The following is a 13,011-nucleotide window of genomic DNA, read 5'->3' as shown; positions in this document are numbered from 1 at the left end:
TATATAAGCAAAGAGCGCTGAAGCGCAACTACGTACCTAATTTTTCGTTTTTTATATATATAAGCAAAGAGCGCTGAAGCGCAACTACGTACCTAATTTGTCTGACGACAATAAATTTACCCTGCCATACTAATAATGACTACTGACTAATTATAACTTGCCCTTTTCCATTGCCCACTGCATCAAACCGGGGAATAAGCGATAGGCTTCTGATGCCAAGAAAGCAGGGCCGACTGTGACTTCTGCACGCTGATTCTTCACTGCATCCCAGATAGCTTTAGCAATATCTTCCGGCTGATTTGCCCAGTCAGATTTCAGCATTTCACTCATTTGTTGGCGGCGCAATTCGACTGCGGGCTCGTCTCGATCGCGAAATTGAGCTCTTTCCAAAAAATCGCTGTTGATCAAACCCGGATGTACGGCGCAAACGTGAATTCCTTGGGGCGCCAATTCCAATCGCAAAGTTTCTGTCAAACCCGTTACTGCATACTTACTGGCACAATATGCAGTCATTTGAGGTAAGGGCATTTTGCCACCAATGGAACCAACATTGACGATTGTACCGGTTTTGCGATCGAGAAAATGTGGCAAAAGTTCTTGAATTGTGTTAACGCAGCCCCAAAAATTGGTATTCATTAATTGCTGCCAATCTTCGGAGGTGGTTTGCTCGATCGCCCCTGCGAGACAAATTCCAGCATTATTCACCAAAACATCAATGTTTCCGCAGGTATCCAGGGCTTTTTGGACGATCGCCCGCACTTGTTGAATGTCACCAACATCCCCCGCAATCGCCATAGCCGAAGTGCCTTCACGCTGCACCTGAGCCGCTGCTGCTGCCAATCTTTCCGGCTCCCGAGCCACCATCACCACATCGTAACCCTGACGGGCAAATAACAGTGCCGTTGCCTTGCCACTTCCTTGAGAAGCGCCTGTAATCAAAACTGTAGGAGCCATAGATAGTTTTAAATTGGGAGTTTTCAGTGTTAACTGCGAGATTTATTGATTGTTACACATTTTTTTATTAAAAAGGTGGGGCCCGAGGATCTCGCCCCCAGCCCCTACCCTCGGCTGATTACCAGAAATAATTGGTTGAAAGCCTCTTCGTTTTAGGGAGAAATTAACAGAAGACGATTCATTACTCCAATCCTCTTCCTTCCAGGTAGAGGTTGCTGTGGGAGCATCTCAGTTTTTATAGTCCCCGCTCGCGTATTGTACAATATGCGAGCGGGGACGCTCGCACTCAATCAAAGAAAAAATGCTTTTTACAAAAATGAGATGCTTGCGGTTGTTGTTAACTATCAACTGTCAACTGTCAACTGTCAACTGTCAACACTCTTTTAAATCACCACAAAATCATTTGCTCGCAGCAGCCCGGTGACTCCACTGACATTTGCCAACACTGAGCCTGTCGCAGCAATTTTGATCGCATTTCCACTAGCAGTCTGGGTAATGTCTAACTGTCCGAAGCTCAAGCCATTGCCAAGGATAATCTTATCGCTATCAGTGTCAAAATTCGCGATCGTATCGATACCACTATCTAGATTTAACAAAAAGCGATCGCTACCTTCTCCGCCGATTAGAAAATCATTGCCCTTTTCACCACTCAGGAAATCATCACCCAAACCACCAAGCAAAGTATCATCTCCCTTGCCGCCATACAAGCTGTCATTGCCTGCACCGCCATCCAAACTGTCAGCACCACGGCCTCCAAATAGGATATCATCGCCACTGTTACCTGTCAGCGTATCGAGTCCCTTGCCACCGTAAATACTGTCATCGCCGGCACCACCATCGAGGGAATCACTGCCTTTTCTGCCACTGATGAAATCGTTACCGCTAGCACCTAGTAAAGTATCGTTATCATCAGTACCTACCAGATTTTTGCCCTCAAAACCGAGAAGTGTAGTAGAAGTTGTGGAAGGGTTAACATCGCCTGTGAGAATCGCAACACCGACTGCTTCCAGTTTGATCGCACTTTCACCTAAAGCCACCTTTTGAACTTTGGCAATTTCCGAGGCAATAGACTCAGGTGAAGAGTTAGATTTCACCTGATCTATCTGCTGATTAGCCTCAACCATTACCTTCGCTGTTTGCGAGGAAATTTTGGAAAGTTTTTCAGCGTCGAGATTGCTATCAACTTGTTTGACGTTAGCAATAGATTGCTGGATAATGCCTTCTACCTGCGTCGCATTGTTCAAATCCAGGGAACCGCCGGATTTAATTTTACTGTTAATTGCTGCAACAACAGCTTTGGTAATTGCACCATTATCCGCCCCAGATGCACCGTCAATCAGGCTGGTGGTTTGGGTGACGACGTTTTGGACTTTTGTCATCGCGACTAGAGTTTCGACACCACCAGGCTCATTTTTTGCCGTAGATGCGATCGGATCTAAGTCCAGTAAATCAACTCCCGCAGGAATAGACAGAGTAGATTTAACCTTTGACTCCGCTTCAGTCTGCGACATTCCCCCAGCCGTCAAATCAGTAACTAAAGTAGTTAATAGCGTGACAACAGTGGAATCTATCGGTGCTGAAACAGGAGTTGTCAGTGGCAAGCCCGTCGAAACATCCGTCCCCCCAAAAGCAACTAAATTACCTTCTTCAGGGTCAAAATTGCCATTTTTGTTCGTATCAAAACTGTCCGGGATATCGAGTTCGTATTCCCCTTTCTCATCAGTCGTTGAGAAAGGTTCGTTAGCATCTTTGACTCCATTTTTGTTGGCATCAAAGAAGATAGTCGCACCTGCAATATAACCATCAACGACCACACCATTCTTAGTTACTATTAACAGGATAGAATCGCTAGCACTCGCACCGGAAGTGTCGGTTGCGGTCAACTTAATATTCAGAGACCTCCCTTTAGTAATGTCGCCGCTGAAATTACGGGTAGTGGGATTAAAAGTAATCCAACTCGGTAAAGGTTGACCGTTTTCTAAAGTGGCTGAGTAAGTTAACTTGTCACCAGAATCTGGGTCTATAAATGCCTTTTCGGGAACCGTAAACTCAAATTTGGATGATTTTTTGACTATCGGGCTGTCGTAGTGCCAGGGAGTAGTTTCCTTGCTTTTGTTTAACACGGGTGGGCGGTTAGTTTCGGCGTTGGTAACGCTGACATCCTCTGCATTGAGGTTGTTGTATTTTGGATCGGTGCTGACAGCAGAGTCAGTGACAATTGTGTATTTTTTATCGCCATCTACTATCTTGTCATCAACACCTTTTACTATGACTTTTTGGGCTTGATTCCAATCGGTAGGAGTGAAGGTGAGAGAGGCTGGGGAAATAGTTCCTTCTACTGTATTGGAACTACTTAAGCCGATGCTGACATTAGCGGTGGGTTGGCTATTGAGTTTGACCGTAAATGAGTCACTGTCGCCTGATTCTGTGGTTTTTAATCCGGTTGTTGGACTGACGGTGATTCCACCAGGTGTTGGAGTGGTAATTGGAATTGGAATTGGTTTTGGTGGAGTTGGAGTTGGAGGAATTGTAGTTGGAGTTGGAGGAATTGTAGTTGGAGTTGGAGGAATTGTAGTTGGAGTTGGAGGAATTGTAGTTGGAGTTGGAGTAATGCTGGCGGTATTAGTGAGGGTGATATCAGACGGATTTAGTTTGTCGTATTTTTTGTCAGCACTAACAGCGGGTTGGGTAATGATTGTGTAAATTTTATCGCCGTCATTTACCTTGTCGTCAACTCCTGTTACCGTTACAGTTTGCGGAGTCTCCCAATTGGTAGGATTGAAATTCAGAGAAGCTGGAGAGGCTGTTCCTTCTGTTTTATCGGAACTACTTAAACCTAGGGCTACAGTAGCAGTTGGCTTGCTATTGAGTTTGACGGTAAATGTTGCCGTTCCCCCTGCTTCTGTAGTTTTTAATCCCGATATCGGAGTGATTGTAAAACCAGCAGATGTTCCAGGTGTTGGCGGTGGTGGCGGTGTTGGAGTCGGGGCGGGAGTGGGCGTAGGTGCTGGTTTTGATGTGTCGGTAAGGGGACTGGTATCGTTGATTAAAATTCTTACATTGCCAAGATAGTTGCCGGCAATGTCAGGTTTTTTATCTCCATTAAAGTCGGCATATACAGGATTAAATCCCGTCCAAGGAATGTCGGTATAAGTGTTGAATTTGCCAGTGTTGTCTCCCCACAAAATAAAGTTTGAGAGCAAATCTCCGACTACTAAATCATTTTTGCCATCAGCATTAAAGTCTAATACTTGAATGGACGAAGGGCCGATTCCTCCGAAAAAGCTGGTTGCTGTGCCAAAATTGCCTTTCCCGTCTCCAAACAGTATGGAAATGTCGTCGGAATAGTAGTTGGCTGATACGATGTCGGTTTTGCCGTCTCCGTTGATATCTCCCGCTGTAATGGCGGTGGGATATTTCCCTAGATTAAAGTTGGTAGCTTTGCCAAATTTTCCAGTACCATCTCCTAAATTCACGGAAATATTTGTTGAGTATTGGCTGGCTGTGGTTAGATCTATTTTGCCGTCTCCGTTTACGTCTGCCCAAGCGATGGAAGAGATGTCTGTTGTGATATCAATAGCCTGGGCTTTGCTAAACTTACCCGTACCGTCTCCCAAGAGGACGAAAATTTTGTTATTCGTATAGTCTACGGGGGCTAAATCGACTTTGCCGTCACCGTTGAAGTCGATCGGATAGATGACATTAAATGGTACTCCCACATCAAAGTTGGTGTAAGAAGTAAAGCTGCCTTTGCCGTCTCCCCACAAAATCGAATTTTTGTCAGTACCGTAGTGGCGAATAAATCTGTTTTGCCGTCACCATTGAAATCTGCGCTGCTAAAGTCGTAGGGGAATTCTCCCGTGGAGGAGTAGCTACCAATGCTGAATTTACCTGTACCGTCTCCTGGCAAAATGCCAATTTGAGTCGATAGCAAATCCATGGTTGCTAAATCTGTTGTTGAGTCGCCGTTAAATTTTCCTGCGGTGACATTTGTAATATATCTACCTGAATCGAATTCTGTTACTTTGAATGGGCTAGCCATAGTTGATTCTCCTGATTTATTTTTGGTTTGAGCTATGTTAAAAATGAATGAGAAGTTCTTACCAGTTTCATTTTTCGTACTTAAGATGCTAAAACAAGTATTTTTTTAAGTCAATTCATAAAAGTCATGACTTTGAGTTCATAAAAGTCATAAAAGTCATATTTGTAAAATTATGTTACAATTCCTGGACAATATGGATAATGTAAGGACTACAAGTTTTCCGATCTCAAATAGTTTGTGCGCTCTCTGATAAAAAATTTCAGATAAATTTTTACTAATTACTCGCGCTAATTCTGATTTATCTAGTTTGAAACTATCAAATATATATCTTGGAAAAGTTTTTATAATCAAATTTTGGAACGGGCAAGATGCCCATTCCACAAAAATATCTTTTACAAAAATATCTTTTACAAAAATATCTTTTTCTGTGGAACTGGCATCTTGCCAGTTTCTAGATATTTTTATAATATGTCTAATACTTTGCGGATAAAATGTTGTATTTAAGATGATAAAATCAGCTATAGCATTTATTGACAGCTTATATAACCGCTTAAACCAAGAGGGCTGAAGCCCAACAACGTACCTCACCTATCTGAGAAGGGCTATATTTTTAAAGTATATTTATAAATTTAATCAATCTAGTTGATTAAATTCATGATTTTGAGTTAATAAAGATTATTTTTGTCAAAATACGATCGCCCGCAACGACACCATAGACTGCTTGGGGCGCTCTCAAAATAAATAATCTCATGGAAATTTAAATGAATATTCCGCAAAAACCGTCGAATTGGTCGATCGCCCTTATCTTAACGATCGGCGTATTAGCAGTCTCAACCGCCTCAATCTTAATCCGGCTAGCCAACCTGAAAGCAGGCGCGGGCGGCCTCGGTTTCAGCCTCGTACTCGCCGCTTCTCGCTTGACTTTATCCGCCTTAATTCTGCTTCCAGCTTGGCCGAAAATTCAGTGGAAAACCCTACAACCCGGAGCTCGGCGCTATGCTGCGGCGGCTGGTTTGTGTCTCGCCCTGCACTTTGCTCTCTGGATTACCTCACTGTCTTATACTTCGATCGCAGCTTCCACAGCCCTCGTCACCACAAATCCCGTCTGGGTAGCGCTGTTATCCCGCTTCTGGTTTGGCGAAAAACTCAGCAAAATGTCGATCGCAGGCATTACTATAGCCCTTGCTGGCGGAATGGCGATCGCCCTCGGAAGCACAGGCGCAGCCAAGGGCGGCAACACTCAATTATTCGGCGATTTCCTTGCTCTGACAGGTTCCTGGGCTGTCAGTTTGTATCTGTTGCTAGGCCGGGAAGCTCAACGGCGGGGATTGGGAATTGGCGGTTATATCGCGATCGCCTATACTGTTGCTGCGATCGTCCTGCTACCTCTACCCCTCGCCTTCGGTACCAGTTATACCGGTTATCCAAACATCGTATATTTTTACATTTTATTAACCGCCGCCTTGCCTCAATTAGTAGGTCACACCATTTTAAACTGGGCTGTAGCGCAAATTTCCCCAACTCTGGTAACTCTTGCCATCTTGTTTGAACCCGTTGGGGCGAGTTGTTTGGGTTATTTGGTGTTCGGCGAAATGCCTGCGCCAGCCGTACTCGCAGGTGCTGCGGTACTCCTCTTCGGTGTAGCCGCCGCCACTTTCGGAACCCAAAAATCCTAGTGAATAAGTTAAAAGCAAAAAAGATAGCAAATATCTTCGCCGATCAACCGTCAACCGTCAACCGTCAACTGTCAACTGTCAACTGTCAACTGTCAACTGTCAACTATCAACTGTCAACTGCTATAAAAACCTACTTTCTGTCTGTAATTGTAAAAATTGCAATTAGACGTTGCACTTTTTGCATAAGTTTGTTACAAAATGTAACATTCGTGACAAACTGCTCAAAAAAGTCTTGATATGTTTCTTTTGGTAGATGACGCAGTAAAAAAACTGCTTGTCAAAAAAAACATATCGAGGAAAGAAAAAATGTCTAAATTAATTGTTGGTTTCACTGCTACTTTATTGGCATCTGGATTATTGGGAAGCTCTGGTCAATTAGTTCAACCACCTACTATTAACAATACAATTATTACCCAAGCCAACGAACAAACACTCATACAGCAAAATCGGGATTTGCTAGTGAAAAATGGTCAAACAGCTAAGAATATTGCTGCTAAAGTAGGCGCAGCAGCTAGCAAGGACGCAGCACCATCGGGTAGCAATCCTTTGCAAGTTAACCAACAGCTAATCTTGCAAAACAGAGCTATTTTTACCAGTATCGCTACCAAAGTAGGCGCAACTGTACCCAGCGTAGCAGGCCCAGGGAGCGGTGACTTAGCGACAGAAAACCACAAATTATTGTTGGGTAATAGACAAATTGTCCGCGCGATCGCTGAAAAATTAGGCGTTAAACTGCCCGCTCCCCCAGAACTGAGTGGCAGCATGGTGCAGAAAAATAACACGCTTCTACAAGGCAACGGCAAGGCTTTAGCTGCGATCGCAGCCAAAGTCGGTGCAACAGTCGCTAAATAGGAAAAAAGGTACCATTTTTATGGTTGTTGTGGGATGGGCCCAGAACCCATCCCACAAACTTGTGTAAATTATTTAATTATTTAATTCGCGATCCTAATGCGATCGGGACTTACGCAGTCAAACTATATATCTCGTGCCAAAAAGGGCGATCGCTTGTTCAAACTCGCAAGCGATTGTCATAGACTTCTCCAAAACAGAAACTCTCGGGCAGGCTCCATGCCTACCCTACAATAATCGTTATTGAAGATATCTATTAAATTAAAAGTTAAACTTCTCAAAAAATCACCGTTACACTGTTAAATGACATATTCCTAGAACTTACGCACCGAGAGTCAATCGATTTTAGATTTTAGATTTTAGATTTTAGATTTTAGATTTTAGATTTTAGATTTTAGATTTTAGATTTTAGATTTTAGATTTTAGATTAACCCCACGGATAAATTCGGGGGAATAGAGGATTTTAGATTTTCGATTTGGGATTGATTCCACGGATAAATCACGTGGCGGGTACCACATGCAGAAATTCTTGGTATTCGATCGTCAATTTGTTGTCATTAGTTAAGAGCTATTGATAATAACCAACCATCAACAACGATAGAATCGGAGTTGCGGAATTTGCTTGTTGAGAAAATTAGCACGTTAAAAAATGTGGGCAATCAGAAGCCTCTTTGGTTCGATATTTGCCACCGCCGTTATTGTGAGGCAGGATAGATATCAAGGACAAATAATCTGGTTTCCACTTGCATCGGCATCCTAACTTTCCGAGTCTAGCGCTTTTCGCTCGCACTGCGGTATTGTGTCCCGTGCAACGCCGGTTTTATATCACCTCTGGGTTAAATATTGACTCAAAAGTAAAAAATCTCAGCATTTTTAGTTTCTGCTTTCTGCTTTCTGCAATTAGGGTGCCTTTCGGAGAATAAAATTATGCTACCAGAACAACTACAGCGCATCATCGGCTACTTTCTAGAAGAAGCCACAGAACACCTTCAAATCATGGAACAAGGCTTGCAGGGCCTGCAAAACACCGTGCAAACTCCCCAAAGGATACACCAGCTCATCCGAGCCTCGCACTCAGTTAAAGGGGGAGCAGCTATGTTGGGATTTAGCAGCATTCAGCGCGTAGCCCATCGTTTGGAAGATTATTTAAAACTGCTCAGAGAATGTCCGATCGCCATTGATAGCAGGCTGCAATCGCTGTTAACCCAAGTTTTTGATATTTTAGCAGCCCTCGTCTCCAAGGTTTCTAAGGGTTTTGGGCTCAACCACGAAGACGCAAACCAGATGCTGTCCCTCGCCGAACCGATTTTTGACGAGCTCGACGCTTACCTGAGAGTGCTGATTCCTACTCGCCTGAGTGTGAGAGCAGTAACCGACGAACACATTCACCTTTTCTGCGGTTACTGCACCTTGGCTGGGGAATTTTCCTCCGCCATTACGTCGCGCGTCGGTTTGCTCGGAGGCAATATTACCCGCCAGGAGTACGAAGGCGATGGCATACGCCTTTATATTGACATTTACCTGCCACCTTACACCAGGATCGAAAACATCCGCCAAGCTGTGGAACTTTCAGGCGCTATTATCGGGACTGTTCAGACGCAGCGCGACTTCTCACTGCTGGCTATGGATTATCCGGTTTACCAAAGTGCGATCGAACCTCCGGCAATTTGCACGGGATGTCGCTACTATTATGGCAGAAGCGATGGCGGGCACCTGCTCAACTGCACGATCCATCCCCGCGGCCCGGAAGATGAAGACTGTCGCGATCGCGAACCGGAATAAGGGTTATAAAATCACGACTCAGAACTAATAGGTGGAACGAGGGAACAGATTAGTAAAAACTAATATTCTCCCAGACATCTTTCAGACGGCCAGATGCCAATTTCTTTCTGCTTCCTTATTTCCTAGATCGCTAAAATTTTATTCGTTACACCCGTTAGAAAATCCGTTACCGAACTTCCGACTTCACGCTTGACTTCTTCCTTCTTCCTTCTTCTAAAACTTCCCTAAAAGCTGATACCGCAACTCTAATTAATTGCATCATGCTCGCAGGATGTCCCACTGCCCAGATATTGATAGCCAGACAAGCGATCGCCATAGCTAACAAGATGTATGTCGGAGGCATTACTACTCCGATCGCGAACCAGGTAAAAACGTGAAAGATCATTGCTGTAGCCCAAAGGCTGGCCACAGCCACAGACGCCCAAACTTGCATTCGAGGTCGGTTTAGTCCTGTCAAAATCCCTGTCTGCAAAGTAGTCAGCAAGTTTGCCGGAACTAAAAAGGCACAGATAGCTATGCAGTGGGTATGAGAAAACTCAGTAACTGTATTGAAGTCGAGCATCAGTATAATTGTCGGGCCTGTTGGATATACTTCAAAAGCTTAACGCGACTTTACTTTCAAGTCTTGTCACCCTTACCTTAACTTAATCTTTTCGTTAGTCGGCCGGTCTGAAGACACATTTATCTCCCCTTTTTTATGATGGTAAAATATTACCACAAATATTAAAATTGTGGAAAAACATTAAAACGACTTGAAGAATGGGAACAATTGCTGCGATAATTAATATCGGGGATCGCTCGAATAGAATAGCTCAGTTCGTAAAAAAAACCAGAATGCTCGCGCCAGTCTAGCAGCAACACAACGGTAGGCTAATTTTCGACTCCATCATTTTCGATTCGCTGATTTTCGGATAATGCCTTGTTAGTGTCGGTCAAGGGATCAGGCCATTATGCGATCGAACAATATGAGATTATTGAAAAGCAAATTTGAGATCAAATCTAAAATCGATAGAACCCTCTCGAAATTTTACAGCGGAAAATAGAGACAATGGATCGACAAAGCACAATCCCAGCACTCGCAGAAGTTGACTTGACAAACTGCGACACAGAACCCATTCACATATCGGGGCACATTCAGCCTCACGGGATTCTCGTGGTTGTACGAGAACCTCAACTAGAAATACTGCAAGTCAGTGAAAATACGCAAGATTTATTGGGAGTCGATGCCAAAAGTGCGATCGGTCAAGATTTGAGCTTATTCTTCGATAGAGTTCAGTTAGAAAAACTCAATTCCTGTTTGCAGAACGAAAACTTAAAAACCGTCAATCCCATTAAACTCTCTGTCAACAAAGCAGACAAGTTTTTAGAATTTGACTGCATCCTCCACCGACAACAAGGAATTTTGATAATTGAGCTAGAATTAGCAACCACCACAGAAAATCTTTCCGTTTTTAGCTTTTATCATTCAGTCAGATCCACAGTCAGCCAAATTCAAAGCGCCAAAAATCTCAAAGAATTATGTCAGCAGACTGTGGGAGAAATCCGGAAGATTTCGGGATTTGATAGAGTTATGACCTATCAATTTGACGCAGAAGGTAACGGTGCTATAATGGCTGAAGACAAACTAGAAAACCTGAGTCCATTCCTGGGCTTAAACTACCCCAAATCAGATATTCCCAAACAAGCCAAAAAACTGTATTTGTTAAATTGGTTGAGGTTAATACCAGATATTAATTATCAACCAGTTCGCATCATTCCCGAAAAAAATCCTGTTACGAAGCAGTCCCTAGACCTCAGTCTCAGCGTGTTGAGAAGCGTGTCTCCCATTCACATAGAATACCTGCAAAATATGGGCGTTGCCGCTACTTTATCAATCTCTTTAATCAAAGATCAACAACTGTGGGGATTGATTGTTGGCCATAACTATACACCAAAATACCTCAACCATGAAGTGCGAGCCGCTTGCGAGTTTATCGGGCAAGTAATGTCCTTAGAATTGCAATCAAAAGAAGCCAACGAAGACTACGACTACAAACTACACTTAAAATCTATTCAAGCCCAGATTTTTGAAGACATATCTACCTCCGAAAACTTGTCAGAAGTGTTAGTTAAATGCCAGCATAATTTGCTGGAAGCAGTCAACGCCCAGGGAGCATCAATAGTATTTGGAGAAAATTGCTATCGAGTCGGGGAAACACCTCACGGAGAAGCGCTTAAATCCTTAACTCAGTGGGTGCAAAACAGCCTAAAAAAAGAAATTTTTTATACAGACTCGCTGACTAAATGCTATCCAGAAGCTGAGGAATTTAAAAACACGGCTAGCGGGTGTTTGGCAATAGCAATATCGCCGAGTCAGAAAATATACGTCTTGTGGTTTCGCCCGGAAGTAATTAAGACCGTAAATTGGGCCGGAAACCCCAACAAAGCAGTTCTAATAGATGAAGATGGCAGCCACAGACTGTCTCCTAGGAAATCCTTCGAGCTGTGGAAAGAAAATGTGAGGTGCAAATCTTTGCCGTGGAAGCAATGCGAAATAGACGCTGCATTGGAACTAAAAAAAGCAATAATCAATATAGTGCTGCGCCAAACCAAAAAACTCGAAAAATTAAATAGAGCACTAGAAGCCTCAATCGCCAGAGAACGCGAAAAAAGCGAGCATTTAAAAACAGCGATGTACGAGCTTCAGCGAACGCAAACTCAATTGGTGCAAAGCGAAAGAATGTCAAGTTTGGGACAGTTGGTGGCGGCGGTAGCCTATGAAGTGACTAACCCGATTAACTTCATATACGGAAATCTTAACTATGCCGACGAATACAGTCAAAAAATGATCGATTTATTGCAGCTTTACGAGCAGCACTATCCGTCGCCTTCGCCAGAAATTCAAGCAGAAATAGAAGGAGCAGAATTAGAGTTTATAGTTGAAGACTTGCCGAGGTTGCTGGGTTCAATGAAAGTAGGAGCTAACCGCATCCGCGAGATAGTTCAGTCGCTGCGAAATTTCTCTAGAATTGACGAAGCAGAGATTAAAGAAGTTGACATTCACGACGGATTGGACAGTGCTTTGCTGATTTTGAGCAACCGATTCAAACCGAAGCCCGTTAGCGTAGCAGGTACGCAGTACCATCGCCCTGCAATTCATCTCAACAAAGAATATGGCTCTCTACCGTTGGTTGAGTGTTACCCAGTTCAAATCAACCAAGTATTTATGAATGTGCTGACAAATGCACTTGATGCTTTAGAAGATGCCTTTGTCAACAAAAATTTATCGCCGCACTCTTGGCACGAAGCAGAGACAGCCAAGAGCGGACAAATTCGGATCGTGACTGAAGTTTGTCCGGGAGAAACAGCCGTAGCAGTTCGGATTAAGGACAATGCTTGGGGTATGGAAGAAACAGTTAGACAGAAAATATTTGAGCCGTTTTTTACCACAAAACCGGTAGGGAAAGGTGCGGGGATAGGTTTGGCGATTGGCAGCGAAATTGTGGTGGAACAACACGGCGGCAAATTGAGCTGTATTTCAGCCCCCGGAGAGGGAACCGAGTTGATTATTGAGATTCCCTTGAGCCAAACTCATCTCAAACCGATTTTAAACAGTTGACAGTTGACAGTTGACAGTTGACAGTTGACAGCGAAGCGATAAGAACGGAGATTTAAACTCCGTTCTTATAATAATCTGCCTTCATGCTGGGACTTCCAACCCCTGCTATT

The 13,011-nt window shown here is 43.6% G+C and carries 8 protein-coding genes; 4 read left to right on the top strand and 4 right to left on the bottom strand.

Going from position 1 to position 13,011, the window contains the following annotated elements:
- Positions 1 to 150: 150 nt before the first annotated feature.
- The 3 genes from JGK22_RS26940 to JGK22_RS26930 all read right to left on the bottom strand — a co-directional run bounded on the left by JGK22_RS26940 (position 151) and on the right by JGK22_RS26930 (position 4,996).
- Complete coding sequence (locus JGK22_RS26940; protein WP_293178343.1) at positions 151 to 954, bottom strand: SDR family oxidoreductase; 804 nt, start codon at positions 952 to 954, stop codon at positions 151 to 153.
- Between the two features lie 383 nt (positions 955 to 1,337).
- Positions 1,338 to 4,673, bottom strand: coding sequence for an FG-GAP-like repeat-containing protein (locus JGK22_RS26935; protein WP_293314149.1), 3,336 nt, complete (start codon positions 4,671 to 4,673; stop codon positions 1,338 to 1,340).
- Entirely contained in the window at positions 4,610 to 4,996 is a 387-nt protein-coding gene (locus JGK22_RS26930) for a VCBS repeat-containing protein (RefSeq protein ID WP_293212310.1), read from the bottom strand. The genes JGK22_RS26935 and JGK22_RS26930 overlap by 64 nt, the downstream gene beginning before the upstream one ends.
- Before the next feature lie 761 nt (positions 4,997 to 5,757).
- On the opposite strand from JGK22_RS26930, the gene JGK22_RS26925 reads away from it, so the two are divergent.
- The 3 genes from JGK22_RS26925 to JGK22_RS26915 all read left to right on the top strand — a co-directional run bounded on the left by JGK22_RS26925 (position 5,758) and on the right by JGK22_RS26915 (position 9,303).
- Positions 5,758 to 6,672 carry a DMT family transporter gene (locus JGK22_RS26925; RefSeq protein ID WP_293178336.1) on the top strand — a complete coding sequence of 305 codons (915 nt, stop codon included), beginning with the start codon at positions 5,758 to 5,760 and terminating at the stop codon, positions 6,670 to 6,672.
- A 306-nt stretch (positions 6,673 to 6,978) separates the two neighbouring features.
- Positions 6,979 to 7,524, top strand: coding sequence for a hypothetical protein (locus JGK22_RS26920; protein ID WP_293178333.1), 546 nt, complete (start codon positions 6,979 to 6,981; stop codon positions 7,522 to 7,524).
- A 924-nt stretch (positions 7,525 to 8,448) separates the two neighbouring features.
- The gene (locus JGK22_RS26915) at positions 8,449 to 9,303 is read left to right on the top strand and encodes an Hpt domain-containing protein (protein WP_293178330.1); all 855 of its coding nucleotides are present in this window, start codon (positions 8,449 to 8,451) and stop codon (positions 9,301 to 9,303) included.
- A gap of 166 nt (positions 9,304 to 9,469) precedes the next feature.
- Here the strand turns inward: JGK22_RS26915 and JGK22_RS26910 are convergent, their stop codons facing one another.
- Positions 9,470 to 9,865 carry a hypothetical protein gene (locus JGK22_RS26910; RefSeq protein ID WP_293178327.1) on the bottom strand — a complete coding sequence of 132 codons (396 nt, stop codon included), beginning with the start codon at positions 9,863 to 9,865 and terminating at the stop codon, positions 9,470 to 9,472.
- Positions 9,866 to 10,351: 486 nt separating this feature from the next.
- Here JGK22_RS26910 and JGK22_RS26905 point away from each other — a divergent pair, with 486 nt between their 5' ends.
- On the top strand, positions 10,352 to 12,901 hold the full coding sequence (locus JGK22_RS26905) for an ATP-binding protein (protein ID WP_293217681.1): 2,550 nt from the start codon (positions 10,352 to 10,354) through the stop codon (positions 12,899 to 12,901).
- Positions 12,902 to 13,011: the final 110 nt, after the last annotated feature.

The organism is Microcoleus sp. PH2017_08_TRC_O_A, from assembly GCF_020738665.1.
In the GTDB taxonomy this organism is placed as follows: Bacteria; Cyanobacteriota; Cyanobacteriia; order Cyanobacteriales; family Microcoleaceae; genus Microcoleus.
The sequence above is the reverse complement of the archived record's forward strand: the minus strand, read 5'-3'. Positions and strand labels throughout refer to the sequence as shown.

Excerpts from the sequence above, each read along its gene's own strand:
- JGK22_RS26940 (WP_293178343.1), bottom strand. The coding sequence starts at position 954 with ATGGCTCCTACAGTTTTGATTACAGGCGCTTCTCAAGGAAGTGGCAAG.
- JGK22_RS26930 (WP_293212310.1), bottom strand. The coding sequence starts at position 4,996 with ATGGCTAGCCCATTCAAAGTAACAGAATTCGATTCAGGTAGATATATT.
- JGK22_RS26925 (WP_293178336.1), top strand. The coding sequence starts at position 5,758 with ATGAATATTCCGCAAAAACCGTCGAATTGGTCGATCGCCCTTATCTTA.
- JGK22_RS26920 (WP_293178333.1), top strand. The coding sequence starts at position 6,979 with ATGTCTAAATTAATTGTTGGTTTCACTGCTACTTTATTGGCATCTGGA.
- JGK22_RS26915 (WP_293178330.1), top strand. The coding sequence starts at position 8,449 with ATGCTACCAGAACAACTACAGCGCATCATCGGCTACTTTCTAGAAGAA.
- JGK22_RS26910 (WP_293178327.1), bottom strand. The coding sequence starts at position 9,865 with ATGCTCGACTTCAATACAGTTACTGAGTTTTCTCATACCCACTGCATA.
- JGK22_RS26905 (WP_293217681.1), top strand. The coding sequence starts at position 10,352 with ATGGATCGACAAAGCACAATCCCAGCACTCGCAGAAGTTGACTTGACA.